Below are 25715 nucleotides of genomic sequence, written 5' to 3'. Positions count from 1 at the left end.
GACGACGGCATCCCGGCTGGCGGATGGGTGATCGGCCATGGCGAAGCGGCTCGTGGAGTTCCCGATGGAGAGCGGCGGCACCGTGCTGGTGCAGGTCGAGGACGGGTCCGCGATCGGCGGGCACGGCGGCGGTGAGGTCACCCGGGGGTGGGGGGAGCGGGACGAGCGGATCGTCCTGCAGGCGCAGCAGAGCTTCGAGCAGGCCGTCGCCCGCGTGCAGCCGGCCGTGCAGGAGCTCGTGCGCCGGCTGCGGTCGCTGGCCGAGCGCCCGGCGGAGATCACCGTCGACTTCGGGATCGAGCTCAGCGCCGAGGTGGGCGCCTTCGTGGCCGGCGCCAGCTCGACGGGCAACTTCACGGTGTCGATGACCTGGCGACCGGAGCGGGCAGCCGGCCAGGCGCCCGGCCAGGTCGGGCCCGGCGGGGACGACCCGCCGACCGGGGCGCCGCGATGACCGAGCGCACCTACCTGGACTTCGACGTGCTGGTCGAACCCGCGTCGGCGACCAGCTACCGCGCCCGCGTGCTGAACTCCCCGGTGGGCGAGACCCGCCCGGTGCCGGTCACGATCCCCTTCTCCGACCTCGAGCTGGACAACTTCCTGCTGCGCATCGGCCGGCCGCGCCGCTACCTGGTCCGCAGCGAGGACGAGCCGGAGGCCACCGCCGTCCGCGAGTTCGGCAGCCGGCTCTTCAGGTCCGTCTTCCACGACCAGGTGGCCGGCGCCCTGACCGCCAGCCTCGACCAGGCCGAGGGGCGCGACGCCGGCCTGCGCGTGCGGCTGCGGCTGACCGAGGCGCCCGAGCTGGCCGACCTGCCCTGGGAGTACCTCTACGACACCGACGCCCGCCGGTTCCTGGCGCTGTCGGAGTGGACTCCGGTCATCCGCTACCTGGACCTGCCCGGCCGCATCCGCCCGCTGCCGGTGCACCCCCCGCTGCGCGTCCTGGTGGTGGTCGCCAGCCCCACCGACTTCCCGCCTCTGGACGTCGACGACGAGTGGGTCCGGCTGCAGGAGGCGCTCCGGGACCTGCAGCACGACGGACGGGTCCACCTCGAACGCACCCCGAACGGGACCATGGCCGAGCTGCAACGACAGTTGCGGCGGGGCGAGCACCACGTCTTCCACTACATCGGCCACGGGCGCTACGACCCCCAGCTCGGGGACGGGCTGCTGGCCATGGAGGGTCCGAGCGGGCGCGCGCAGCCGATCAGCGGCTCCGACGTCGGCGCCCTGCTGCACGACCACCGCACCCTGCGCCTGGCCCTGCTGAACTCCTGCGAGGGCGCTCGGGGCGGCCGCACCGACCCCTACTCGGGGGCCGCGCAGAGCCTGGTGTACCAGGGCATCCCCGCCGTGGTCGCCATGCAGTTCGAGATCACCGACCGGGCCGCCATCGTCTTCACCCGCGGCTTCTACGAGGCCGTCGCCGACGGCTACCCGCTCGACGCGGCGATGGCCGAGGCCCGCAAGGCCATCCGGCTCCAGCCGAACCAGGTCGAGTGGGGCACCCCGGTGCTGTACCTGCGTGCCCCCGACGGGCGCATCTTCGACGTCGCACCCCACTCGCACACGACCGCGGGGACCCCACCCGCCGGCACGGCCGGCCCGGTGCCGCCCCGGGTCCCCCCGGACGCGGCCGCAGCTCCGGTGCCTGGCGGGTCCACGGGCCGGCTGCGAGAGCCCGGGCAGCCCGAGACCACCCAGCCCGTCGTCGCGGCGCGGGCACCCCAGGACGGCTCGCCCGCCACCGGCGCATCCGCTCCGGACGGCGGTGGGACGGCCGCCGACGAGCGGCGCGACCGCGACGACGCGACGACGGCACGCGCCGGGAGCGCCGGTGGCCGGCGCGGGTCCGGTGCCGGGGAGGGCGCGACCGTCGACGGTGCCGCGCCGGCGACGACCTCGCAGCCGGGACGCCGCAAGGCCACGGCACCGCGCGCCCGGTCGAAGGCGGGGTCGCCCGGTCGGGAGGCCGGTACCGACCCGGCGGCGCCCCGGACGCCGACGCGGAGCATGCCGGCCGCCAGGGGGCCCGCCGGCGGGCCCGCGGACACCTCGGCCGGAGCCCGCTCGGCCGATCCGGGACCCGCGGCCTCGTCGACCCCTTCTGCCGCGACACCGGCCGGGGCGACGCCGCCCGACCCGACGCCGCCCGACCCGACGCCGCCCGACCCGACCTCGCCCCCTGCGAGCCCCCCTCCCTCCTCGCCGCCTCCGCCGCCGACGCCCCAGCCGTGGTGGAGGCACCGGCGGGTCGTCGTCGCCGCGGTCGTCCTGCTCCTCGTGCTGGCCGGCGGGTCGGTCGCCGTGGCGCTGACGCTCGGGCGGACGAGCGGGCCGGAGCCCGGGCCGGCCGCGTTCGACACGGCGCCCACGGGGCCCGCCGCGCCCACCAGCTCAGGTCCGCCGCCGGTGTCCCCGAGCATGCCGATCCCCTCGGCCGGCGCCGTCATCCCGGTGGGCGAGACACCCGGCTACGCGGTGGCCTCGCCGAGCGGGGCGCAGCTCTACGTCGCCAACCGCGAGGCCCGGACCATCACGGTGGTCGACACCGGGCTGGACCGGGTGACCGGGCAGATCCCCGTGCCGGTGGGTCCGCCGCAGTTCGTGACCTTCTCCCCGGACGGGCGGGTGGCCTACCTCAGCCTGTACGACGAGGAGACCGAGGACGGGGCCTTCGGCGTCCTCGACGCCAGGACGTGGAGGATGATCGAGACCATCCCGCTGGACGGCAAGCCGTGGTCACCCGCGGTCACCCGCGACGGGGACCGGGTCTACGTGCCCGTGGAGGGTCCGAACACCGTCGTGGTCATCGACGCCGGGGCGTACGAGGTCCTGACCGAGATCCCGGTGCCGCCCCTGCCGCACTCCATCGAGTTCACCCTCGACGGCATGCGGGGTTACGTCGCCAACCACACCTCCAACGTCGTCGCGGTCATCGACACCACGACGGACACCGTGCTCCGGGAGGTGCCGGTCGACGCGGGCCCGCACCGTGTGGCGGTGCACCCGGCCCGGCCGCTGGTCGCCAACGTCAACTACGACGCCGACACCGTCACCGTCATCGACACGAGCACCGACACGGTCATGACGAGCATCCCGGTCGAGGCAGGGCCTCAGGACGTCACCTGGGCGCCCGACGGCCAGTTCGCCTACGTCACCAGCGTCAACGCGGACACGCTCTCGGTGATCGCGGCCGACGACTGGAGGGTCACGGCGAGGATCCCCATCGGCGACGCCCCGACCTCGGTCGCGGTGCTGCCCGACGGGTCACGCGGCTACGTGACCAACCTGAACGACGGCACCGTCCGGGTGCTCGACCTCGACGGCTGAAGGAGAACCCCGTCCCCTCACCCCTGGCAGGCCCGGGGCGGGACCCGGGACGGGGGCCCCGAGCACGGAGCCGTGACCACCGTCCCGGCCGGACCGGTGGCCACGGCTCCATGAGCACCGGGGCGACGCCTCACGAGGTGTGGTGCACCTCCTGCAGGCGGTAGACCGGGGTGGGGATCCCCTCGTACCGGGCCTTGAGCTGCAGCGCCAGGTACAGCGAGTAGTGCCGTGACTGGTGCAGGTTGCCGCCGTGGAACCACAGCGCCTCCTGCTGGGTGGGCTTCCACATGTTGCGCTGCTCGCCCTCCCACGGACCCGGGTCCTTGGTGGTGTCCGAGCCCAGGCCCCAGACCTTGCCGACCCTGTCGGCGACCTCCTGGGAGATGAGGTCGGCCGCCCACCCGTTCATGGACCCGTAGCCCGTGGCGTAGACGACGAGGTCGGCGGGCAGCTCGGTGCCGTCCTGGAGGACGACGGCGTCCTCGGTGAGGTGGTCGACCTGGCCGTGCGCCAGCTTCACCTCGCCGTCCGCCACCAGGTCGGCGGCCCCCACGTCGATGTAGTAGCCCGAGCCCCGGCGCAGGTACTTCATGAACAGCCCCGAGCCGTCGTCGCCCCAGTCGAGCCAGAAGCCGGCCTCCTCCATGCGGCGGTAGAAGTCGGCGTCACGCTCCTTCATCTGCTCGTACAGCGGGATCTGGAACTCGTGCATGATCCGGTAGGGGATCGAGGCGAACGTCAGATCGGCCTTCTCGGTCGTGACGCCGTTGGCGACGGCCTCCTCGCTGTAGAGCGCGCCCAGGCCGATCTGCATGAGGCTGTCGCTCTTCACGATGTGCGTCGACGTGCGCTGCACCATCGTCACGTCGGCGCCGATCTCCCACAGCGCCCCGCAGATGTCGAACGCGGAGTTGTTGCTGCCGACGACGACCACCTTCTTGCCGGCGTACTCGTCCGGGCCGGGGTGTGCCGAGGAGTGGTGCTGCTCGCCGCGGAAGACGTCCTGCCCGGGCAGCCGGGGGACGTTGGGCTTGCCGGACATGCCGGTGGCCAGCACCAGCTGCTTCGGCCTGAGGGTCATCGGCCGGCCGTCGCGCTCGATCTCGACCGTCCACTCGCCGGTCGACTCGTCGAAGGACGCCGAGCGCGCCACGGTGCCGCCCCAGTAGGGGACCTCCATGACCTTCACGTAGGACTCGAGCCAGTCGCCGATCTTGTCCTTGGGCGCGAACACCGGCCAGTTGTCCGGGAACTTCAGGTAGGGCAGGTGGTCGTACCAGACCGGGTCGTGCAGGCACAGCGACTTGTAGCGGCTGCGCCACTGGTCGCCGGGCCGGGCGTGCTTGTCGATGACCAGGGCCGGGACGCCTAGCTGCCGCAGGCGGGCGCCGAGGGCGATGCCGCCCTGGCCGCCGCCGACGACGAGGACGTGGGGCTGCACGGTCGTGCCGAGCTCGGCCTCCTCCCGCTCGCGGCGCTCCAGCCACGTGGTGCGGTCGCGGTTGGCGCCGTGTTCGGCACCCATCGGCCGGCGCTCGCTCAGCGGCTCCTCGTGCCCCTTCAGCTCGTAGAGGGTGGTCAGCAGGGTGAAGGCCTTCGCGCCCTCCTCCTGCAGCCGGAGCAACCCGCGGCCGCGCCCCACGGCGGTCTCGAACTCGATCCAGGCGGTGGTCACGCCGTCGGCCTCGGTGGGCTCCTCGGTGGTGCGGAAGCCGCGCGGATCGGTGCGCTCGAGGGTGGCGGTGAGCAGGTCGCGCACGCCGTCGGGCCCCTCGACCGTGGTGAGGTTCCAGGTGAACGCGATGAGGTCGCGCCAGAAGCTCGTGGCGGCGAACATCCCCGCCGCGCGGTCGACGTCGCGGGCGGTCAGTGCGTCCTCGAACGCGGCCAGCCAGCCGTCGGTGCGGTCAGTGGGGGAGCCGGTGGTGCTCGGTCGTTCCGCGGTCTGCGTCATGCGCGTCGCCTCCTGCGTCGTCGCGGGCGGGGTCGCCGTCCAGGGAACCCGGCCGCTCACACGTGGGGGAGGCGTTGCAGGGGGTTGCACGGCATATGGTCGTGGTGCAGGTCACAGTCGAGGAGCCGCCGATGACCGCTGTCCAGAGCGCCCTGCCGCCCGGTGCCGACCCGCGGGTGCACACCCGGCTGCTCGCGCGGGTGCGCGCCGCGGCCCTGGCCGGAGGCACCCCGCCCGCCGCGCCCCGGCCGGTGATCGGCGCGTCGTGGCGCCGGCTGCGCGGCAGCGGACTGGACCCCTCGCGCACCCCGGACGTCGCCCCGCTGGACGGCGCCGAGTTGGAGCGCCGCCGCGCGGAGAGCGGGCTGGCCCCGCTGCTGCCCCTGCTGCGGGAGCGGTTGCTGCCGGTGGCGCGGGACGCCGGGCAGGTGCTGGTCGTGGGGGACGCCGGGTGCCGGGTGCTGTGGCGGGAGGGCGGCGCCGAGGTGCGCCGGCGGGCCGACCGGCTGGGCTTCGTCGAGGGCTCGTGCTGGGACGAGGACGTCGTCGGCACCAACGCCATCGGCACGAGCGTGGTGGTGCGGGCGCCGCTGCAGGTGCACGCCGCGGAGCACTACGCCGAGGGGCACCAGCCCTGGACCTGCGCCGCCGCCCCGCTGCGCGACCCGGTCACCGGCCGGGTGCTCGGGGTGGTCGACCTCTCCGGCCCGGCGTCCACGGTGCACCCGAGCACGATCGCCCTCGTCGACGCCGTCGCGGCGCTGGCCGGGCAGGAGCTCCAACGGGCCCACACCCGGCACGTCGAGCGGCTGCGGACGCTGGCCGCGCCGATCCTCGCCCGGCTGACGGGCCCGGCGCTGGTGGTGGGCACCGACGGCTGCACCGCGGCGGCGACCGACCTGGCCGCGCCCGACAGGGTCGCGCTGCCCGAGGAGGTGCGCGCCGGGGCGGTGTGGGTGCCGGCGCTGGGCCGGTGCACCGTCGAGCCGCTGCCCGGCGGCTGGCTGCTGCGCCCGTCCGCCCCCGGGGACGACGACCGCCCTGCGGGGCTGGTGCTCGACCTCACCGGGTCCCGCCCGCAGGTGCAGGTGACCGGGGCCAGCGGCAGCTGGACGGCCGGGCTGAGCCTGCGGCACGCCGAGATCCTGCTCGCCCTCGCGCGGCACCCGGCGGGGTGCTCGGCCGCCGCGCTCGCCGCCGACCTCTTCGGCGACCCGACCCGGACGGTGACCGTGCGCGCGGAGGTCTCCCGGCTGCGCCGCACCCTGGGCTCGGTCCTGCTGACCCAGCCCTACCGGGTCGACGAGGACGTCGCCGTCGCGGTCCGGCTGCCCGAGCCGGCCGCCCGGCTGCTCCCGGCGTCCACCGCGCCGGTGGTGGAGCGGCTCCGTCGCGGGTGACGCCCGGGAGGCCCGGCACCCACGGGTCGTGCGGCTCGTCAGTGCGCGCGGAGCGCTGACCGCGGCGAAGGGGCACGGGCGGGCTCGGGGCGGGGGTGGCACGCCCCCCGCCCCGGGTCCTCACTCGGTCGGCGGCTCGTCCTCGCCCGACTCCTCGGCCGCGTCGGCCTCCTCCTTGGTCTTGTGCACCGCGCCGTCGGCGTGCTCCGGCGGGCCGTAGACGGTGTAGAGGACCAGCGGGTTCGGACCGGTGTTGACGAAGTTGTGCTTCGTGCCGGCGGGGACGACGACGAGGTCGCCCTGCGCCACCTTCTTCTTGGACCCGGAGATCTGCGCCTCACCCGTGCCGCTGACGAAGGTGAGGATCTGGTCGATGTCCTCGTGCACCTCCTCGCCGATCTCACCGCCCGGCGGGATGGTCATGATCACCAGCTGCGTGTTCTTGCCGGTCCACAGCACGCGGCGGAAGTCGGCGTACTTCTCGGCCTCGGTCGCGATGGTGTAGTGGATGACGGACGCCATCGAGGGCTCCTCTCCTCGGTCGGGCACGTGTCGGTGCGGCCGGCACCCGGTCGGGCCCGGCGGACGACGTCCCTCCTGCCCCCGGCCCGGTCCGGTCATTCCTGCGTCGCCCGACCGGCTGGCCACCACGGCCGCGGCCGGGCCCGGAGGACGCCGGCCGGGTCGACCGACCCCCCTCCGGTCCGGGCGTCGTGGCGACGCCCGTGCCGGGTCTGCCGCGTGTCCGCACGGGGGCGGTGATCGATCTCACCCGGCGGGCCGGGAAGCAACGACGGCGCTCGCGGCGTCGTCCCTGGGGTGACGACCTCGACCGCCTCCCGACCGATGGCCCGTGCCTACGCGGTGTGGCTCGTCGCGCTGGCCGCGTACACCGTCGCGGTCTTCCACCGCGCATCCCTGGGTGTGGCCGGGGTGGAGGCCCAGGCGCGCTTCTCCGCCGGCGCCTCGGCGATCTCGCTGTTCCTCGTGCTGCAGCTGGTCGTCTACGCTGCGATGCAGGTGCCGGTGGGGGTGGCGCTGGACCGGTTCGGCTCCCGGCGGCTGATCCTGGCCGGCGCGCTCACCATGGCCGCGGGACAGGCGACGCTGGCGCTGGCGGGGGACGTGCCGACGGCCATCGCCGCGCGGGTGCTCGTCGGCGCGGGTGACGCGATGACCTTCGTCAGCGTGCTGCGCGTGGTCGGCTTCTGGTTCCCCGGCCGGACCGTTCCGCTGGTCACCCAGCTCACCGGCATCCTGGGCCAGTTCGGGCAGATCGCCGCGGCCTACCCGCTGGTCGCGCTGCTGCACGCGACGTCGTGGGAGTCCACCTTCCTCGGCGGGGCCGCGGTCAGCGTGCTCGTCGCCGTCCTGGTGCTCGTCGCGCTGCGGGACGCGCCCCCCGGCACCGAGCTGGCCCCACCTGCCGGGCTCGCCGAGGTCCGGCGCAGCCTGGCGCTGACCTGGCAGGAACCGGGCACCCGCATCGGTCTGTACACCCACCTGGTCACCCAGTTCTCCGGCACCGTCTTCGCGCTGCTGTGGGGTTATCCCTTCCTGGTCCTCGGCCAGGGCCTGAGCCCGGCCACGGCGGCGGGCCTGCTGACCCTGCTGGTGGTGGTCGGCATCGGCGTCGGCCCGCTGTTCGGCCGGCTGTGCGGCCGCTGGCCGCTGCGCCGCTCGTCTCTGGTGTTCGCCATCCTCGTCGCCACCGCGGTCACCTGGACCGTCGTGCTGCTGTGGCCCGGTCGCGCGCCGCTGCCGCTGCTGGTGCTGCTGGTCGTCGTCCTGGGCACCAACGGCCCCGGATCGATGATCGGCTTCGACTTCGCCCGCACCTGGAACCCCGCCGAGCGGCAGGGCAGCGCGAGCGGCGTGGTCAACGTCGGCGGCTTCGTCGCCTCGCTGCTCACCGTCCTGGCCGTGGGCGCGGTGCTCGACCTGCTGACGCCGGGCGGCTCGACCGGCTACTCGCTGGACGCCTTCCGCGCCGCGTTCGCCACCCAGTACCTGTTCTGGGCGATCGGGTTCGTCGGCGTGCTGCGCCACCGCCGGGAGCTGCGGGCGCGGCTGGCCCGCGACGGCGTGGTCCTGGCGCCGCTGACCGCCGCCGTGGGCGCCCGGCTGCGCGGGGGCTCGGCCTACCGCTGAGACAGGACCCCGGCCCTCGCACGACCCCGTCGGCCCCGTCCAGGGGCTCGCCGCGAGCCCTGACGGCCCCCTTGCAGGGTCCCGCCGGAGCCTGCGAGTGGCGGGGGCGAGGGGGTCCTCGGCGAGGCGGACGGGGTCCTTCACCACGCCTCGTGGCCGGCCCGGCACGCAGGCGGCGGACACCACCATCGCCCCCGCCGCGCCGGGAGCGCGACCGCCCACCCCGGCGGTCAGGTCTGGCACCGTCCCGACCCTGGGCAGCACGGGGAGCAGGGAGGCGCGGTGTTGCGACGCAACGAGGGCCCGGCCGGCGGCGGGTCCGGGCCGGGCGGATCGCCGGCCTCCCGGGCTGACCGGGGACCTGCCGGCGAGCTCGACGCCCTGCTCGGACGCCGGCCACTGTTCCGGACGGCGCTGCGCGGCTACGACCGGCTGCAGGTCGACGGCTACCTCGCCCGGGCCGAGACCGAGCTGCTCGCCCTCCGGCGGGCCAACGACGACCTGCTGACCCGCTACGGCACCTGCTCGGCGGAGCTGGAGATCTCCCGCAGGCTGCTGGCCTGCTCCCCGGCCGGGCGCGAGCAGGTGCGCACCTCCGAGCGGGTCGGGGAGATCCTGCGGCTGGCCGCGGACGAGGCGGCCCGGCTGACCGAGGCGGGCGCCGCCGACGCCGACCGGCTGCGCGGGGTGGCGCGGGCCGAGGCCGACGCGCTGCTGCGGCGTGCCCGCGAGGTCAGGGACGACGCCGTCGCCGACTGCGAGCGCATGCGGGCGGAGGCCGAGGAGGCCCGGGCGGCGGCGGAGGAGGAGCTGGCGCGGGCACATGCCGAGGTCCGCCGGCTGGCCGCGCGGCTGGACGAGGCGCTGCAGAGCCTGGCCGTGGAGGAGCACCAGACCCGCGCGCCGGTGGCCGGCTGACCCGCTAGCGTCGGGGCCACGAGATCACCAGCGGGAGGTGTGCGTGGACGTCGTCGTCGGGCTCGACTCCGGCACGACGGCGACGAAGGCGGTGACCGCGGGCGTCGACGCCTGCGTCCGGGACGTGGTCAGCGTCGGCTACCCGCTGCTCGTGCCCGGCCCCGGCCGCGCCGAGCTCGACGCCGGCCGGCTGCAGCAGGCCGCGGTCGAGGCCCTCGCCGCCATCGCCGGGCGCGCCCGCGCGCGCGGCGACCGGGTCATCGGGATCGCCCTCTGCGCCGCCATGCACGGCCTGGTGCCGATGGACGGCGACGGCGCGCCACTGGGCCCGGTGATCACCTGGGCCGACGCCCGGGCCGCCGAGTGGGCGCAGGCCCTGCACGCCGACGGGCGCGCCCCCACCCTGCACGGCCGGACCGGCACCCCGGTGCACGCGATGTCGCCGCTGGTGAAGCTCTCCTGGGAGCGGGCGCAGGACGCCGACCGGGTCGGCGGGACGCCGCGCTGGGGCGGCGTCAAGGAGCTGGTCGTCGCGGCGCTGTGCGGCGGCCCGCAGGTGCTCGACCGCTCGTGCGCCTCGGCCACAGGTCTCTACGACATCCGCGCCGGACGGTGGGACGACGAGGCGCTGGCCATCGCCGGGGTGCGGGCCGACCAGCTCGGCGAGGTGCTGCCCACGACCGCGGTGCTCCCGGGTCTGCGTGCCGACGTCGCCGCTGCCACCGGACTGCCGGCCGACACCCCGGTCGTCGTCGGGGCCTCCGACGGGGTCCTGGCCAACCTCGGCGTCGGCGCGGTGCGCCCGGAGGTCGCCGCGGTCTCGCTGGGCACCAGCGGCGCCATGCGGGTCGTCGTCCCGGCGCCCACGGTGGACCCCGGGCGCCGGCTGTTCTGCTACGCGCTCACCGACGAGCACTGGGTGGTCGGGGGATCGGTGAACAACGGCGGCTCGGTGGTGCGCTGGGCCTCCCACGCGCTGGCCGTCGAGCCCGGCGAGCCCGAGCCGCACGGCGAGGAGGCCGACGCCCTGGACGCCCGGCTGCTCGGGGAGGCGGCGTCGGTGCCGCCGGGCAGTGCCGGGCTGCTCTGCCTGCCGTACCTGCTCGGTGAGCGGGCGCCGTGGTGGCGCTCCGGGCTGCGCGGGGCCTACATCGGCCTGCGCCGGGAGCACCGCCGTCCGCACCTGGTGCGTGCCGCGGTGGAGGGCGTGTGCCAGCAGCTGGCGTTGGTGCGCGATGCGTTCTCCGCCACCGACGTCCCGGTGCGCGAGGTGCGCGCCACCGGGGGAGCGGTCGCCTCGCAGCTGTGGGTGCGCACGCTCGCCGCCGCCCTCGACCTGCCGGTGCGGGTCGCCGACTCGCCGGAGGGCACCGGCCTGGGTACCTGCCTGCTCGGGCTGCACGCCCTCGGCGCGCTGCCGGACCTGGACGCCGCGACCGCGCTGGTGACCGTGCACGACCCGGTCGACCCGGACCCGGCCGAGGCCGCGGTCTACCGGGAGCTGCGGCCGCTGGTGGAGCGCTCGACCGACGCGCTGACCGACGTCCTGACCGCACTGGACGCCCTGGACGACAGCCCGTCGCACCCCGTCTGAGTCCGACCGGACGGTCACGGGGACACTGCTGGGCACCCCCGGCTTCTCTTCGCGCCGGTGCTCAGCCTCCTCGTCCGGGAGAGCGGGAACCGCCGCGGCCATTTCTGCGGAAACCGCCGGATCCGGTCGCAGCTGACCCGCCGGAACCGCGCCCGCGGTGGCATCGTGGCGCGATGGGACGCAGTCTCCGTCTTGCCGGTGCCGGCCTGGCCGGTCTCGCCGCGGTCGCCGCCCGCGACCTGTTGCAGCGTGAGCACACCCTGCTGCGCAACTTCCCGGTGATCGGCCACGCGCGCTACCTGCTGGAGTCGATCGGCCCGGAGCTGCGCCAGTACCTCGTGGCGGGCAACAACGAGGAGCGCCCGTTCACCCGCGACCAGCGGCGCTGGGTGTACGCGTCGGCGAAGCACGACAACAACTACTTCGGCTTCGGTACCGACAACGACCTGGAGTTCACCGCCGGCTACCCGGTCATCAACCACCGCACGTTCGGCCGGGCCGTGCCGCCCACCTCCGTCCACGCGGGCCACGACGTCGCGCTGCCCAGCGCCAAGGTGCTCGGCGGTCCGCGCGGCCGGGCGCGGGCGTTCCGGCCGGCCTCGGTCGTCAACGTCTCCGCGATGAGCTTCGGGTCGCTGTCCGGCGCCGCGATCGAGGCGCTCAACCGCGGGGCCGCGCTCGCCGGGTGCCTGCAGAACACCGGCGAGGGCGGGCTCTCGGTGCACCACCGTCACGGCGGTGAGCTGGTCTTCCAGATCGGCACGGCGTACTTCGGCTGCCGGGACGAGCAGGGCCGCTTCGACCTGCAGCGGCTCAAGGACCTCGTCGCCTCGGCACCGATCCGGGCCCTGGAAGTGAAGCTCAGCCAGGGCGCCAAGCCCAGCCTCGGCGGCGTCCTGCCGGGTGCGAAGGTGTCGGCCGAGATCGCGGCCGCCCGTGGCGTGCCGGAGGGCGTGGACTGCATCAGCCCGTCGCGGCACGCGGAGTTCTCCGACACCGACAGCCTGCTCGACTGGGTGGAACTGCTCGCCGCCGAGACCGGGCTGCCGGTCGGCATCAAGTCCGCCGTCGGTGACATGACCTTCTGGCAGGAGCTCACCGACCTGATGGCGGCCACCGGCCGCGGCGTGGACTTCGTGACGGTCGACGGCGGTGAGGGCGGCACCGGCGCGGCGCCGCTCATCTTCACCGACTCGGTGTCCCTGCCGTTCCAGCTGGGCTTCGCCCGGGTGCACTCGGTGTTCGCCCGTGCAGGGCTGCAGGAGCAGGTCACCTTCGTCGGCGCCGGCAAGCTCGGCCTGCCCGACAACGCGGTCGTGGCCTTCGCGCTCGGCTGCGACATGGTCAACGTCGGCCGGGAGGCGATGCTGGCGATCGGCTGCATCCAGGCGCAGAAGTGCCACACCGACACCTGCCCGACCGGCGTCGCCACCCAGAACCCCTGGCTGGCGCACGGCCTGGACCCGCAGCGGAAGTCGGTACGGGCGGCGAACTACATCGGGACGCTGCGCCGCGACCTGGTCAAGGTCGCCGAGGCCTGCGGGGTCGAGCACCCCGGGCTCATCGACGCCTCCTCCGTCGAGATCCTCTCCGGGCGCACGGCGTCCACGCCGCTGGGGGAGGTCTACGGCTACGGGCCGGGGTGGGGGCTGCCCTCGGCCGCCGACCGCGAGGAGATCGTGCGGATCATGACGGCCGAGGCCCCGCAGGGCGGGTCCGCCGTCCCCTCGGAGGACGCCGTCCGCTGAAGGAGGTCCTCGACGATCACGGCGCCGGGACCACCCACCGGGCTGGGCAGGTGCTCCCGGCGCGGTGACCGCGGGGGGCTCACGCGCCGCGGAGCAGCTCCTCGAAGGAGGGGACGTCGGCGAACGGGTCCACCGGCCGCTCGGTGGCCGGCCGGCCGGCGACCAGGTCGGCCAGCTCGCCGGCCGCGCGGTCGATCCGCCGGGCCAGCTCGGCGTCCACCCCGCCGGCGCCGGCCCAGTCCTCCGACGCGGCGAACACGCCGGTCGGCGCCGGGACGGCCCGCAGGTAGGCGAACAGCGGCCGCATCGCGTGCTCGAGGACCAGCGAGTGCCGGGCGGTGCCGGCGGTGGCACCGAGCAGCACCGGCGTCCCGGTGAGCGAGTCCTTGTCCAGGACGTCGAAGAACGTCTTGAACAGCCCGCTGTAGGACGCCGAGAACACCGGCGTCACGGCGATCAACCCGTCGGCGCCGACGACCGTGTCGATCGCCGCGCGCAGCGACTCGTTGGCGAACCCGGTCACCAGGTCGTCGGCGAGGTCGCGGGCGTGCGTGCGCAGCTCGACGACCTCCACCGTCGCGTCGTCGCCCCGCTCGCGCAGGGCGCCGACGGTCGCGGCGGCCAGCCGGTCGGCCAGCAGCCGGGTCGACGACGGGGTCGACAGCCCGGCGCTGACGACGGCCAGGGTGCGGGTGGTCATGCGGACACCTCCTGGAGAGACGCCTGGCGGGCCGCCACGCGCGAGGCGTGGGTCGGGGCGTCGGGGACGTGCGCGGGCTTGAGCGCGGCGAACTCCTTGCGCAGCACCGGCACGACCTCCTCGCCGAGCAGGTCCAGCTGCTCCAGGACCGTCTTCAGCGGCAGGCCGGCGTGGTCGATGAGGAACAGCTGCCGCTGGTAGTCGCCGACGTGGTCGCGGAAGCCGAGCGTCCGCTCGATGACCTGCTGCGGGGAGCCGACGGTCAGCGGCGTCTCGCGGGAGAAGTCCTCCAGCGAGGGGCCGTGGCCGTAGACCGGCGCGTTGTCGAAGTACGGGCGGAACTCGCGGACGGCGTCCTGGCTGTTCCGGCGCATGAACACCTGCCCGCCCAGGCCGACGATCGCCTGGTCGGCGCTGCCGTGGCCGTGGTACTCGAAGCGGCGGCGGTAGAACTCGACCATCCGGGCGGTGTGCTCCGGCGGCCAGAAGATGTGGTTGTGGAAGAAGCCGTCGCCGTAGTAGGCGGCCTGCTCGGCGATCTGCGGGGAGCGGATCGAGCCGTGCCACACGAAGGGCGGGACGCCGTCCAGCGGCCGCGGGGTCGAGGTGAAGCCCTGCAGCGGCGTGCGGAACTGCCCCTGCCAGTCGACGACGTCCTCGTCCCACAGCCGGCGCAGCAGCGCGTAGTTCTCGACCGCCAGGGGCAGGCCGTTGCGGATGTCCTGCCCGAACCACGGGTAGACCGGGCCGGTGTTGCCGCGGCCCATCATCAGGTCGACTCGGCCGCCGGCCAGGTGCTGCAGCATCGCGTAGTCCTCGGCGATCTTCACCGGGTCGTTGGTGGTGATCAGCGTGGTCGCCGTCGACAGCTGCAGCCGCGAGGTCTGGGCGGCGATGTAGGCCAGCGTCGTCGTCGGCGAGGAGGAGAAGAACGGCGGGTTGTGGTGCTCCCCCAGGGCGAAGACGTCGAGCCCGACCTCCTCGGCCTTCTTCGCGATGGTGACGATCGCCTGGATCCGCTCCGCCTCGCCGGGCGTGCGGCCGGTGGTGGGATCGGTCGTGATGTCGCTGACCGAGAAGACGCCGAACTGCATGTCGGTCTCCATTGGTTGAGAGTGCAACTACCGGTCGCTGCAACGCATCCGACGGGTGCGTATTCCCCTCGTCCGGCCCCCTCGGGAGGGAGGGCCTCGCCGCACTGCGACGTCACTCACGTGTCGGATGTGGTTCGCGGCATTGTCACGGGACGGTAACGCCGCTTACGGTGGCTCCCGTCCGGTCGGTCGTCTGGTCCCCGCTCGGGGAGCCTGGCCGGACGCCGCCGAGTCGTGTCCGCTGCCAGCGGGCGCGAGCCGGGGACCCACCGCAGTACTGGGGTGAATCCCGCCCGCGAGCACGATGCGCGGGCCGGTAGGGCTGCTTCCCGCCCGAACCCGTCAGCTAACTCGGTAGGCGGCTCACGGAAGAACGGAGCACTCGCATGCCCCGCCCACGGGCCCTCGCGGCTCGCCGGCCCACCCGGCCACGCGCGCTCCGCGCCTCTTCCCCGGCCAGCTGACCCGGCACCCGACCGCGCCCGCCGGCACTCCCTGATCCGCCGGCGCCCCCGTAGACCGCGCCGCACCGGGCTGCCCTCCGCTCGGAGGACCCACCCCGCGCGCCCTCCCGCCACGGAGCACCCCCACCCCCATGGACACCAAGCAGTTCCCGGCCGTCCCGGCCGCCGAGCCCGCCGCCGATCGGACCGCCCGCCGCCGCCTGCGGCTGCCCGCCCGCGGCCGCCGCCCGGCGATCCTGCTGGCCACCGCCGCCGCCGGCGCGATCGTCGTCAACACCGTCATCGGCGCGCAGCCGGCGGCCGAGGCCGAGGCCGAGACCGAGACGGTGACCGCCTCCATGAGCGTCGCCGAGCAGCTCGGCATCACCGCCGAGGCCACGCAGCAGCCGCTCAGCGCCCCGGCTCCCACCGAGCTCGCCCCGCTGGAGGACCTCGCCGCCTCCCGGAGCGAGCGCCAGGCCGCCGAGGCGCAGGCCGCGCAGGTCCAGGCCGCCGCCGAGCAGGCCGAGCTGGACCGGCAGGCCGCCGAGAAGGCCGCCGCCGAGAAGGCCGCTGCCGAGCAGGCCGCCCGCGAGGCCGCGGAGCGCGAGGCCGCCGAGAAGGCCGCGGCCGAGGCCGCCGCCCGCGCGGCCGCCGAGCGCCAGGCGGCCTCCTCTGCCGCCGCTCCGGCACCGGCTGCCAGCAGCTCGTCGTCCTCCGCGCCGCGCGGCTCCTTCAAGGACTACGCGATGAGCAAGGTCGGCAGCGCCGAGCAGTTCAGCTGCCTGGAGAAGCTGTGGGGCAAGGAGAGCGGCTGGAACCCCAACGCGCAGAACCCCACCAGCACCGCCTACGGCATCCCGCAGTTCCTGAACTCGACCTGGGCGAGCACCGGCATCGCGAAGACGTCGGACGGCTACCGGCAGATCGACGCCGGCCTGATCTACATCGAGAACCGCTACGGCAGCCCCTGCGGCGCCTGGTCGCACTCGCAGGCCAAGGGCTGGTACTGAGGAAGGACCCCTGCCCCCCACCGCTCGCAGGCCCGCGGCGGGGCCCTGCAGGGGCCGTTCCAGCACGTCGCCACGCTCGGGGGGTTCCCTGGACGGGGCCGCCGTCCTCCCCGAGGGCCGTTCCCGCACCGCGGGGGCGGCCCTCGGCCGTGCGCGGGGTCAGGACGTCCGCGGGGTCAGGACGTCCGCGGGGCGTACATGATCACGGCCACGCCGACGAGGCAGATCAGCGCGCCCACGACGTCGAAGCGGTCCGGCCGGTAGCCGTCCAGCGCCATGCCCCAGGCCAGGCTGCCCGCCACGAAGACACCGCCGTACGCAGCCAGGATCCGGCCGAAGGAGGCGTCCGGCTGCAGGGTGGCGACGAAGCCGTAGGCGCCGAGGGCCACCACCCCGAGGCCGATGCAGAGCCAGCCGCGGTGCTCGCGCACGCCCTGCCAGACCAGCCAGGCGCCGCCGATCTCGAGCACCGCGGCGGCGAGGAACAGGGCGATCGACCGGGCGATGAGCACGTGCGGATGCTCCCAGGCGGGCGGTGCCGGGTGCGGCCACGTGGTGGACTGCGGGCGTGACCGTCCGCGCCGTCCCCTCCTCCTTCGTCCGCGTGCACACCCAGGTCCGGCGGCCCTCCTCGGTGCCGGAGGTCCGGCTGCACGTGGCCGACGACGTCGTCGCCCTGTGGGAGGCGATGGAGGCCGCGGACGGCGGGGCGGGGGAGACCCCGCCGTTCTGGGCCGCCGCCTGGCCGGGCGGGCAGGCGCTGGCGCGTTTCGTGCTCGACGCACCGTCGGTGGTGGCCGGGCGGGCCGTCCTCGACCTCGGCGCCGGCAGCGGCCTGGTGGCGCTGGCCGCTCGCCTCGCCGGCGCCCGGTCGGTGCTGGCCAGCGACGTCGACCCGTTCAGCCGGACGGCGGTCGGCGTCAACGCCGGGCTCAACGGCGTCGGGGGGATCAGCGTCACCGGCGACGTCCTCGGCCGGGATCCGGTCGGCATCGACGTCGTCCTCGCCGGCGACGTCTGCTACGACCGGGAGATGACCGAGCGGGTGCTGCCCTTCCTCGACCGGGCCCGCGCCCGCGGCTGCGAGGTCTACGTCGGCGACCCCGGCCGCCCCTACCTGCCGCACGACCGCCTCGAGGCGGTCGCGGTGCACGAGATCCCGGAGACCGAGGGGCCCGGGCTGCGGCGGACGACGGTCTGGCGGCTGCCCTGAGCGAGGAGGTGGGGTGGGTGGGGAACGGTGCAGCGGTGCACGTCGGGACGTCGGGCTGGAGCTACGACCACTGGGACGGCGTCCTCTACCCGCCGGGCACGCCCGCGCGCGACCGGCTGGCGCACTACGTCCGGCGCTTCGGCACCGTGGAGCTCAACGCGAGCTTCTACCGCTGGCCGCGGACGGCGACCTTCACCTCCTGGCGCCGCCGGCTGCCCCCGGGCTTCCAGCTCTCGGTCAAGGCCCCGCGCGGGCTCACCCACGCCAAGCGGCTGTACGCCCCCGAGACCTGGATCGGCCGGCTCACCGCGTGCTGGCACGAGCTGGGGGAGAAGCGCGCCGTCCTGCTGGTGCAGCTGCCGCCCACGCAGGCCCGCGACGACGCCCGGCTCGACTTCTTCCTCGGCCTGCTGCCCGACTGGATGCGGGTCGCGGTGGAGTTCCGCCACCCCAGCTGGCACGACGAGGCGGTGTACGCCCTGCTCGAGCGGCACGGCGCGGCGTACTGCGTGATGAGCGGCGCCGGCCTGCCGTGCGTGCTGCGGGCGACCGCGCCGTTCGTGTACGTCCGCCTGCACGGGCCGGACGACGCCCACCTCTACGCCGGCTCCTATCCCGAGGCGGACCTGCGCTGGTGGGCCGACCGGATCGGCGAGTGGGTGCGCGACGGTCGCGACGTCTACGCCTACTTCAACAACGACGGGTACGGGCACGCGGTCCGGAACGCCGAGACCCTGCGGGCGCTGACCCAGGGCTAAGCCCGGCCCGGAGCCCCCCTCGGTGCGGCTGCGCACCGAGTGCGGTCTCGACCCCGGCGGGGACCACCTCTCCCGCACGACGACCACCCGGCCCGTGAGCGGTGCCGACGGCATGACGGGCGCGCAGCGCCAGCAGCCCGTAGCCGAGCACGTTGGGCACCACCGCGACGGTGTAGATGCCGGCCTGGACGCCGGGGCCGGCGACGTCGAGCCCGAACGGGGCCAGGGCGTAGTGGCCGAGGAACCCGCCGGTGTACGGCTCGGCGCCGGCCCGCTCGCGCAGCGCCAGCTCCAGGTCGGTGAGCGGGCACGGCGCGCCGGCCAGGTTGACCGCGAGGATCGCCGCGGCCACCGGCGCGTGCACCCACAGCAGTCGGGGATGGCGCACCGCGACCAGCGCGCCGGTCACCATGAGGACGACGGCGAGCGCGTGCACCACCGCGACCAGGTGCGCCCACAGCACGCTCCCAGCGTCGCACGCCGGGAGCGCGCCGAGGCCCCGCCGGCGGGAGGATGGGGGCCATGAGCGACAGCGATGCGGGCGGCCGCGAGAGCGGGTCGGGCAACCGGGTGAGCCGGTCGGTCGAGGAGTTCGTCGGCCAGCTGCGGAGCTTCACCGACCGGGCACGCGGCGCGGTGCCGTTCTCGCTGCCCCGGCTGCCCTCGCCGCCCGGCGCGATGTCGGCGGCCCAGCTGCGCGCCATCGACCGGGCGGTGCGCAGCCAGCGGCAGCAGATCGCGGCGATGACCGCCCAGCTGCAGGCCTTCGACGAGCAGCTGGCCGTCTTCGAGCGGATCCTCGACCCGCTGGTGGAGTGGAGCACGACCTGGGCCCGGCTGGAGGAGTCGGTGGCCGACCTGGTCCGCCGTCCGGGCGACCCCGCCGACCCCGCCGACCCCGACGACGGGACGGCGGGGACGACGCCGCGCGCCTGAGCTACCGCTGGTCGCGGCGCAGCGGGTGGTCGGCCGGCACCTCGACCAGCACGATGCGCACGCCCTCGGGGTCGGCGACCCAGGCCTCGACCAGGCCCCACGGCTCGGTCCGCGGGTCGCGCAGCACCGTCGTCCCGGCGGCGCGCAGCCGCTCGGCCTCGGCTGCGACGTCGCGCACCTGCACCCACAGCGCCAGGCCGCGCGGCGGCTCGTCGCCGGGCCCGGAGACCTCGAGCAGGCCGTTGCCGAGGAAGAACACCACCCCGGGGTGCTCGGGCGGACCGAACTCGCGGTACACCGCCAACCCCAGGACGTCGCGGTAGAAGGCCTGCGACCGCACCGGGTCGACCGGCCGGAGGAGCACGCGGCTGCTCAGCACGTCCACCGGGGCATCATCGCGGCAGGACACGACCGAGACGAGGAGGACGCCGTGGCCCAGCGCTTCGAGTACCGGGTGGTCGAGCTCCGCGAGGGGCTCATCGGCGGGAAGATGTCGGGTGACAAGCTGGAGAAGGTGCTCAACCAGCACGCCCGCGAGGGCTGGCAGCTCAAGGCGATCACCTCGGTCGAGGTGAAGGGCCGGATCGGCCCGGGCGCCGTCGAGGGCGTGCTGGTGACGCTGGAGCGCCCGACGACCTGACCGAGGAGCGCCCGTGCCCGACGCCGTCGCGGCCCGCGCCCGGCTGCGCGCGGACTGCACCCGTTGCGCCGGGCTGTGCTGCGTCGCCCCGGCGTTCGCGGCCTCGGCCGACTTCGCGATCGACAAGCCGGCCGGGCACGCCTGCCCGAACCTGCGGGACGACGACCGCTGCGGCATCCACGCGGAGCTGCGCGAGCGCGGCTTTCCCGGCTGCACGGTCTTCGACTGCTTCGGCGCCGGGCAGCAGACGGTGCAGGTGACCTTCGCCGGCGCCCCGCACTGGCGGGACTCGCCGGAGCGGGCGGCGGCGGTGTTCGCGGCCTTCGGCGTCCAGCGGCTGCTGCACGAGCTGCTCTGGTATCTCACCGAGGCGCTCGCCCTCGACGCCGCCGCGCCGCTGCGCCGGGAACTGGCCGCGGCGCACGAGCGCACCGCCCGGCTCACCGCCGCCGGGCCTGACGAGCTGGCGGCCGTCGACACCGGCGCTCTCCAGGCGGAGGCCGGCGCGCTGCTGCTGTCGGTCAGCGAGCTGGCGCGGGCCGGCCTCCGGCCGCGGGCCGGGGGCCGGCGCCGGGCCGACCGGCGCAACGCCGACCTGGTGGGCGCCGACCTGCGGCGTGCGGACCTGCGGGGGGTGAGCCTGCGCGGGGCCCTGGTGATCGGGGCGGACCTGCGCGGTGCCGACCTGCACCTGACCGACCTGCTCGGCGCCGACCTGCGAGGCGCCGACGTGCGCGGCGCCGACCTCTCCGGCGCCCTCTTCCTCACCCGGCGCCAGGTGGCCGGCGCCCGCGGCGACGCCACCACCCTGCTGCCGGCCGGGCTCGAGCACCCGGCGCACTGGGACGCGGCGTGAGCGAGCTCGCGAGCTCACCGGTCGGCACGGCAGCGCCGCGAACGCGGCCGACGAGCGCCGGCGAAGAGGACTCGTGAGCGAGCTCGCGAGCTCACCGGTCGGCACGGCAGCGCCGCGAACGCGGCCGACGAGCGCCGGCGAGGAGGACTCGTGAGCGACGACGCCGCCCGCTGGGTCGAGCGGCACCGCGGCGGGGCCGCACCGGCCGACGTCCTGGCGTTCGCCGACCGGCTGCCCGGGGTCGCGGTCGAGGAGATGACCGGTCGCTGGCGCGGCGCCGAACTGCCCACCGGCTCACGGCTCGACGGCCTGCTCACCGCGCACCGCTGGTGGGGCAAGGAGGTGCGCGACGACGACACCGTGCACCCGCTGCTCTTCGCAGACCGGGCGGGCCGGCCGCGGCCGATCGACCCCGCGCCCGCACCGCTCACCCTGCTGCGCCGCGCACCGGGTCTGGCCGGCAGCGCCCCGGCCCGGCTGGCGTTCGCCGCCGTCCGGCCGCTGCTCACCACCCGCCGTCCCACCGCCCGGCTGCGCCCGGTGGTGCACCGCGGGGTGCCCACGGCGGCGCTCGTCTACGACCGGCTGCCGGTGGTCGACGTCTTCCGCCGGGTCACGCCGGACCTGCTGCTCGGGCTCATGGACATGCGCGGCCTGCCCGAGCCGTTCGCCTTCCTGCTCGAGCGGGCCCGGCTGTCGGGATCGAGGTCGTCCGCGCAGCAGGCCGGCTGACAGGCGAGGTGATCGCCGCCACGCTCAGGAGCGATGGCGACCGTCGCCTGCCGGTGGATGTGCTGACTTCCGGCAGGCGTGACAGTCCTGCCCATGTTGCGTGAGACGTCGTTGCCGTGGGGACTGATCATGGTGCTGGGCAGCTCGGCGCTGGTGCGGCCGGTGCTGAGCATCCTCGGCGCGTACGACGCGCTGGGGTCCGCCGGGCGCCCGTGGGGACCACTGGTGGTGACCGCCGTGGTGTCGGTCGTCTGGGTCGCGGTGGTGGTCGCGCGGCGGCTGGGCCGGCCGGTGGCGACACTGACCCTCGCCGGCATCGCCTACGCCGTCCTCGCCGTCCTGCTCAACCTGTCGCTGCAGCCCGCCCTGGAGTCGGCGCAGGCGATCCCGCCCGCCGGGGTGGTCGCCATGCTCGTCACCAACGGGGTTCACGGCGCGGTGCTGGGGCTGATCGCGACGGCGCTGCTGCGCGCACGGCAGCCGTCCCGATGAGGGCTGGGCGACCAGCGTGCTGCCGCTGGGCGGGTCGACGACGCACCGTCGTCGGACCTAGGCCCCGAGGTCGTCCTCCGGCCGGATGCGACGGCGCAGGAACCCGGTGACCGAGCCGACCCGGTCGGTGGCCTGCCGCAGCCCGTGCACCAGCGGCAGCAGGTCGTCGGCGACCGTGCGGAGCGTGTCGGGCACGGTCTCGATGGCCGGGTCGTCGAGCACCCGGCCGACGCGCTCGAGCCCGGGTCGCAGAGCCCGCACCGGCTCCTCCAGCTCGTCGACCAGGCCCTCGAGCCGCTCGGCGGTCCGCTGCGCCGACGCGATCGTCTCGGTCGCCACCCGGGTGGCGGTGATGAGCTCGCGGACGGCGGTGTTGAGGTCGGCGAGCGTCCGCGGCAGCTGGGCCAACGCCTCGGTCTGCTTCTGCAGCACGTCGACCAGCTCGGACAGCCCCGGGATGCGGGGGAGGCCGAGGCCTCGGAAGGGGTCCACGTGCACACCGTCGGGGACCCGGGCCGCCCCCGCAACCGTCACAGCGCCTTGAGGATGTCCTCCACCCGCTCGCGGGCGTCGCCGAAGAGCATCCGGGTGTTGTCCCGGAAGAACAGCGGGTTCTGCACGCCGGCGTAGCCGGTGCTCATCGACCGCTTGAAGACGACGACGTGCTCGGCCTCCCACACCTGCAGCACCGGCATGCCGGCGATCGGGCTGCCCGGGTCCTCGAGCGCGGCCGGGTTGACCGTGTCGTTGGCGCCGATGACCAGCACCACGTCGGTCTTGGCGAGGTCGTCGTTGATCTCGTCCATCTCCAGGACGATGTCGTAGGGCACCTTGGCCTCGGCCAGCAGCACGTTCATGTGCCCGGGCAGCCGGCCGGCGACCGGGTGGATGCCGAACCGCACCTCCACGCCCTTCTCGGTGAGCGTGCGGGTGAGCTCGGCGACCGGGTACTGCGCGTGGGCCACGGCCATGCCGTAGCCGGGCGTGATGACCACCGACTCGGCGTCGCGCAGCAGCTCGGCGACCTCCTCGGCGGTGATCTCGGTGTGCTCGCCGTCCTCGGTGCCGGAGGCGGTGCTGCCCTCGTTGCCGAAGCCGCCGGCGATGACCGACAGGAAGGAACGGTTCATCGCCCGGCACATGATGTAGCTGAGGTAGGCACCCGAGGAGCCGACCAGCGCGCCGGTGATGATCAGCAGGTCGTTGTCGAGCAGGAAGCCCGACGCCGCGGCCGCCCAGCCCGAGTAGCTGTTGAGCATCGAGACCACGACGGGCATGTCGCCCCCGCCGATCGAGGCGACCAGGTGCCAGCCCAGCGCCAGCGCGAGCACCGTGACCGCGGCCAGCACCCCGAGGGAGGGTGCGGCGACGAAGACGACGGTGAGCGCGGCGAAGGCGACCAGCGCGCCCAGGTTCAGCCAGTTGCGGCCCGGCAGCATGAGCGGGTTGCTCTTGATCCGCGCCGAGAGCTTCAGGAAGGCGACGACCGAGCCGGTGAGGGTGACCGCGCCGATGAAGACGCCGATCACCACCTCGGCGGAGTGGATGCCGAGCAGGTCGGCCGGCACCTCGGTCTGCTCCCCGGCCTCGGCCTCGACCGACAGGTAGCCGTTCCAGCCGACGAGGACGGCGGCCAGGCCGACGAAGCTGTGCAGCAGCGCGATGAGCTCGGGCATGCCCGTCATCGCCACCCGGCGGGCCCGCCACAGACCGATCACGGCTCCGCCGGCCATGGCCGCGACGATCAGGCCGACGGCGGCGGCCTCGATGCTCCGGGCGGCCAGCCCGATGGTGGCGGCGAGCGCGATCGCCATGCCGGCGATGCCGAAGGCGTTGCCCGACTTCGCCGTCTCGTGCCGGGACAGGCCGGCGAGGCTGAGGACGAAGAGCAGGGCGGCCACGATGTAGGCCGCGGACGCAGCGGAGACGGCGGTCATGTCAGCGCTCCGTGGTGGCGCGGGCCGGCCCGCGGGTGAACATGCCGAGCATGCGGCGGGTCACGGCGAAGCCGCCGAAGACGTTGATGCTGGCCACCAGCACGGCGACCGTGGCCAGCACGGTGACCAGGGCGCTGGTGTGGCCGATCTGCAGCAGGGCGCCGACCACGATGATCCCGGAGATGGCGTTGGTGACGCTCATCAGCGGCGTGTGCAGCGCGTGGTGGACGTTGCCGATCACGTAGAAGCCCACCACGACCGCCAGTGCGAACACCGTCAGGTTGCCGATCAGCTGGTTCGGCGAGAACGCGGCGGCCAAGAACAGCAGCAGCGCCGCGACGCCGACGACGGCCGCGGTCCGGGCGGGGGACCGCGGCGCTCTCGGCGCGGGCGGGGGCGCGGCCGGGCGCGGGGCCGGTGCCGCGGTCGGGGCCGCCGACACCTGCACCGGCGGGGGTGGCCAGAGCAGCTCGCCGTCGCGCACCACGGTCATCGAGCGCTGGACGACGTCGTCGAGGTCGAGGACCAGTTGCCCGTCCTTGCCGGGGGTGAGCAGCTTGACCAGGTTGACCAGGTTCGTGCCGAACAGCTGCGAGGCCTGGCCGGGCAGCCGGCCCGGCAGGTCGGTGTAGCCGATGATGGTGACCCCGTTGGGGGTGGTGACGACCTCGTCGGGCACGGAGCCGGCCACGTTGCCGCCCTGTGCGGCGGCCATGTCGACCACCACGCTGCCCGGCCGCATGCCGGCCACCATCTCCTCGGTGATCAGCCGCGGCGCCGGGCGGCCGGGGATCAGCGCGGTGGTGATCACGATGTCGACCTCGCGGGCCTGCTCGGCGTACATCGCCGCGGCCCGCCGGTCGTAGTCCTCGCTGGTCACGCTCGCGTAGCCGGTGCCGCCGCCGCCCGGCTGCTCCGTGTCGTCGGAGGGCGAGGCGGGCACCCCGACGTACTCGCCACCCATCGAGGCGATCTGCTCGGCGACCTCGGGGCGGACGTCGGTGGCCCGCACGACCGCGCCCAGGCTGCTGGCCGCGCCGATCGCGGCCAGCCCGGCCACACCCGCGCCGACGACCAGCACCGTCGCCGGGGGCACCTTGCCGGCCGCGGTGACCTGGCCGGTGAAGGAGCGGCCGAAGGCGTGTGCCGCCTCGATGACCGCCCGGTAGCCGGCGATGTTGGCCATCGAGCTGAGCACGTCCAGCGACTGCGCGCGGCTGATCCGCGGAACGGCGTCCATCGCCAGCGCGGTGATCGGCCGGGCGGCCAGCGTCGCCAGGAGGTCGGGGTCGAGCGCGGGCGCGAGGGTACTGACCAGCACCGCGCCGCCGCGCAGCCGCCCGACCTCCTCGGGCGTCGGCTTGGCCACGTGCAGGACGACGTCGGCGTCCCACGCGTCGGCCGCGGTCCCCACCCGGGCCCCGGCCTCGCGGTAGCCGTCGTCCGGGAAGCTGGCCGCCGCTCCCGCTCCCGTTTCGACGACGACGTCGTAGCCCAGCGCGGTCAGCTGGCGCACGGTGGTCGGCGTCGCCGCCACGCGCGTCTCGCCGGGCCGGGTCTCCCGAGGGACTCCGATGAGCACGTCCGGTTCCTCCTGCACGGGGGTCGGGTAGCCGCCCATCCTCGGCGACGGGGCCGGTGACGGTGCGGTCCGGTACAGCGGTGGCGCCCGCCGGTGGGCGGGTGGTCCGGGACGGCGTGCACTGGTGGCGCAGCCGGGGAGATCATGCCGCCTCCCGGTTCCCGACCGTCAGTGGACCCCGTCACCCTCCGTAGGAGCCACCCCTCCGCCCGTCGCCG

General features: G+C 75.2%; 25 protein-coding genes and 1 riboswitch. Of the genes, 15 read left to right on the top strand and 10 right to left on the bottom strand.

The window, feature by feature from the left end; genetic code table 11:
• Positions 1 to 37 precede the first annotated feature (37 nt).
• Entirely contained in the window at positions 38 to 454 is a 417-nt protein-coding gene (locus ACWIX3_RS19760) for a CU044_2847 family protein (protein WP_448609054.1), read from the top strand.
• The gene (locus ACWIX3_RS19755) at positions 451 to 3336 is read left to right on the top strand and encodes a CHAT domain-containing protein (RefSeq protein ID WP_448609053.1); all 2886 of its coding nucleotides are present in this window, start codon (positions 451 to 453) and stop codon (positions 3334 to 3336) included. The genes ACWIX3_RS19760 and ACWIX3_RS19755 overlap by 4 nt, the downstream gene beginning before the upstream one ends.
• A gap of 130 nt (positions 3337 to 3466) precedes the next feature.
• Here ACWIX3_RS19755 and ACWIX3_RS19750 read toward each other — a convergent pair whose 3' ends face one another.
• The gene (locus tag ACWIX3_RS19750) at positions 3467 to 5290 is read right to left on the bottom strand and encodes a flavin-containing monooxygenase (RefSeq protein ID WP_448609052.1); all 1824 of its coding nucleotides are present in this window, start codon (positions 5288 to 5290) and stop codon (positions 3467 to 3469) included.
• 131 nt (positions 5291 to 5421) lie between these two features.
• Here ACWIX3_RS19750 and ACWIX3_RS19745 point away from each other — a divergent pair, with 131 nt between their 5' ends.
• Positions 5422 to 6690, top strand: a complete 1269-nt coding sequence (locus ACWIX3_RS19745) for a GAF domain-containing protein (protein ID WP_448609051.1) — start codon at positions 5422 to 5424, stop codon at positions 6688 to 6690.
• A gap of 120 nt (positions 6691 to 6810) precedes the next feature.
• Here the strand turns inward: ACWIX3_RS19745 and ACWIX3_RS19740 are convergent, their stop codons facing one another.
• Positions 6811 to 7212, bottom strand: a complete 402-nt coding sequence (locus ACWIX3_RS19740) for a cupin domain-containing protein (protein WP_448609050.1) — start codon at positions 7210 to 7212, stop codon at positions 6811 to 6813.
• 297 nt (positions 7213 to 7509) lie between these two features.
• Here ACWIX3_RS19740 and ACWIX3_RS19735 point away from each other — a divergent pair, with 297 nt between their 5' ends.
• From ACWIX3_RS19735 to ACWIX3_RS19720, 4 genes are all read left to right on the top strand, one after another.
• A complete protein-coding gene (locus ACWIX3_RS19735) occupies positions 7510 to 8841 on the top strand; it encodes an MFS transporter (RefSeq protein WP_448609049.1) in 1332 nt (443 codons plus the stop codon).
• Positions 8842 to 9123: 282 nt separating this feature from the next.
• Positions 9124 to 9759 (top strand): DivIVA domain-containing protein, encoded by a 636-nt coding sequence (locus ACWIX3_RS19730; protein WP_448609048.1) that lies wholly within the window; start codon positions 9124 to 9126, stop codon positions 9757 to 9759.
• Positions 9760 to 9802: 43 nt separating this feature from the next.
• Complete coding sequence (locus ACWIX3_RS19725; protein WP_448609047.1) at positions 9803 to 11353, top strand: gluconokinase; 1551 nt, start codon at positions 9803 to 9805, stop codon at positions 11351 to 11353.
• A 173-nt stretch (positions 11354 to 11526) separates the two neighbouring features.
• Positions 11527 to 13101 carry a glutamate synthase-related protein gene (locus tag ACWIX3_RS19720; RefSeq protein WP_448609046.1) on the top strand — a complete coding sequence of 525 codons (1575 nt, stop codon included), beginning with the start codon at positions 11527 to 11529 and terminating at the stop codon, positions 13099 to 13101.
• A gap of 79 nt (positions 13102 to 13180) precedes the next feature.
• Here ACWIX3_RS19720 and ACWIX3_RS19715 read toward each other — a convergent pair whose 3' ends face one another.
• Positions 13181 to 13801: an FMN reductase gene (locus tag ACWIX3_RS19715; RefSeq protein ID WP_448609045.1), complete on the bottom strand. Its 621-nt coding sequence runs from the start codon at positions 13799 to 13801 to the stop codon at positions 13181 to 13183.
• Positions 13798 to 14907 carry an LLM class flavin-dependent oxidoreductase gene (locus tag ACWIX3_RS19710; protein ID WP_448609044.1) on the bottom strand — a complete coding sequence of 370 codons (1110 nt, stop codon included), beginning with the start codon at positions 14905 to 14907 and terminating at the stop codon, positions 13798 to 13800. Before ACWIX3_RS19710 ends, ACWIX3_RS19715 begins: the two co-directional genes overlap by 4 nt.
• A gap of 203 nt (positions 14908 to 15110) precedes the next feature.
• Positions 15111 to 15271, top strand: a riboswitch (cyclic di-AMP (ydaO/yuaA leader).
• Positions 15272 to 15490: 219 nt separating this feature from the next.
• Between ACWIX3_RS19710 and ACWIX3_RS19705 the strand changes: the two genes are divergently transcribed.
• A complete protein-coding gene (locus ACWIX3_RS19705) occupies positions 15491 to 16351 on the top strand; it encodes an aggregation-promoting factor C-terminal-like domain-containing protein (RefSeq protein ID WP_448609043.1) in 861 nt (286 codons plus the stop codon).
• 176 nt (positions 16352 to 16527) lie between these two features.
• On the opposite strand, the gene ACWIX3_RS19700 is transcribed toward ACWIX3_RS19705, so the two are convergent.
• Complete coding sequence (locus ACWIX3_RS19700; protein ID WP_448609042.1) at positions 16528 to 16863, bottom strand: YnfA family protein; 336 nt, start codon at positions 16861 to 16863, stop codon at positions 16528 to 16530.
• 56 nt (positions 16864 to 16919) lie between these two features.
• Between ACWIX3_RS19700 and ACWIX3_RS19695 the strand changes: the two genes are divergently transcribed.
• Both ACWIX3_RS19695 and ACWIX3_RS19690 read left to right on the top strand, forming a co-directional pair.
• Complete coding sequence (locus ACWIX3_RS19695; RefSeq protein WP_448609041.1) at positions 16920 to 17564, top strand: class I SAM-dependent methyltransferase; 645 nt, start codon at positions 16920 to 16922, stop codon at positions 17562 to 17564.
• A 17-nt stretch (positions 17565 to 17581) separates the two neighbouring features.
• Entirely contained in the window at positions 17582 to 18322 is a 741-nt protein-coding gene (locus ACWIX3_RS19690) for a DUF72 domain-containing protein (RefSeq protein ID WP_448609040.1), read from the top strand.
• On the opposite strand, the gene ACWIX3_RS19685 is transcribed toward ACWIX3_RS19690, so the two are convergent.
• Positions 18255 to 18785, bottom strand: coding sequence for a DUF2784 domain-containing protein (locus tag ACWIX3_RS19685; protein ID WP_448609039.1), 531 nt, complete (start codon positions 18783 to 18785; stop codon positions 18255 to 18257). The genes ACWIX3_RS19690 and ACWIX3_RS19685 overlap by 68 nt on opposite strands.
• Before the next feature lie 59 nt (positions 18786 to 18844).
• On the opposite strand from ACWIX3_RS19685, the gene ACWIX3_RS19680 reads away from it, so the two are divergent.
• Positions 18845 to 19258 carry a hypothetical protein gene (locus tag ACWIX3_RS19680; protein WP_448609038.1) on the top strand — a complete coding sequence of 138 codons (414 nt, stop codon included), beginning with the start codon at positions 18845 to 18847 and terminating at the stop codon, positions 19256 to 19258.
• Between the two features lies 1 nt (position 19259).
• Here the strand turns inward: ACWIX3_RS19680 and ACWIX3_RS19675 are convergent, their stop codons facing one another.
• Entirely contained in the window at positions 19260 to 19643 is a 384-nt protein-coding gene (locus ACWIX3_RS19675) for a VOC family protein (RefSeq protein ID WP_448609037.1), read from the bottom strand.
• A 45-nt stretch (positions 19644 to 19688) separates the two neighbouring features.
• On the opposite strand from ACWIX3_RS19675, the gene ACWIX3_RS19670 reads away from it, so the two are divergent.
• From ACWIX3_RS19670 to ACWIX3_RS19655, 4 genes are all read left to right on the top strand, one after another.
• Positions 19689 to 19898 (top strand): DUF4177 domain-containing protein, encoded by a 210-nt coding sequence (locus ACWIX3_RS19670; protein ID WP_448609036.1) that lies wholly within the window; start codon positions 19689 to 19691, stop codon positions 19896 to 19898.
• Positions 19899 to 19911: 13 nt separating this feature from the next.
• A complete protein-coding gene (locus ACWIX3_RS19665) occupies positions 19912 to 20754 on the top strand; it encodes a pentapeptide repeat-containing protein (protein WP_448609035.1) in 843 nt (280 codons plus the stop codon).
• A 150-nt stretch (positions 20755 to 20904) separates the two neighbouring features.
• Complete coding sequence (locus tag ACWIX3_RS19660; RefSeq protein ID WP_448609034.1) at positions 20905 to 21486, top strand: DUF4334 domain-containing protein; 582 nt, start codon at positions 20905 to 20907, stop codon at positions 21484 to 21486.
• A 93-nt stretch (positions 21487 to 21579) separates the two neighbouring features.
• A complete protein-coding gene (locus tag ACWIX3_RS19655) occupies positions 21580 to 21978 on the top strand; it encodes a hypothetical protein (RefSeq protein ID WP_448609033.1) in 399 nt (132 codons plus the stop codon).
• A 57-nt stretch (positions 21979 to 22035) separates the two neighbouring features.
• Here ACWIX3_RS19655 and ACWIX3_RS19650 read toward each other — a convergent pair whose 3' ends face one another.
• Genes ACWIX3_RS19650 through ACWIX3_RS19640 form a run of 3 tightly spaced genes read right to left on the bottom strand, consistent with a single transcriptional unit; the run spans position 22036 to position 25497 of the window.
• Entirely contained in the window at positions 22036 to 22470 is a 435-nt protein-coding gene (locus ACWIX3_RS19650; RefSeq protein WP_448609032.1) for a hypothetical protein, read from the bottom strand.
• 38 nt (positions 22471 to 22508) lie between these two features.
• Positions 22509 to 23915, bottom strand: coding sequence for a Re/Si-specific NAD(P)(+) transhydrogenase subunit beta (pntB, locus tag ACWIX3_RS19645; protein WP_448609031.1), 1407 nt, complete (start codon positions 23913 to 23915; stop codon positions 22509 to 22511).
• Position 23916: 1 nt separating this feature from the next.
• A complete protein-coding gene (locus ACWIX3_RS19640) occupies positions 23917 to 25497 on the bottom strand; it encodes a Re/Si-specific NAD(P)(+) transhydrogenase subunit alpha (protein ID WP_448609030.1) in 1581 nt (526 codons plus the stop codon).
• Positions 25498 to 25715 lie beyond the last annotated feature (218 nt).

It is taken from the genome of Geodermatophilus sp. URMC 60, from assembly GCF_053502585.1.
Note: the sequence above shows the minus strand (reverse complement) of the source record. Positions and strands in the feature narration are given on the sequence as shown.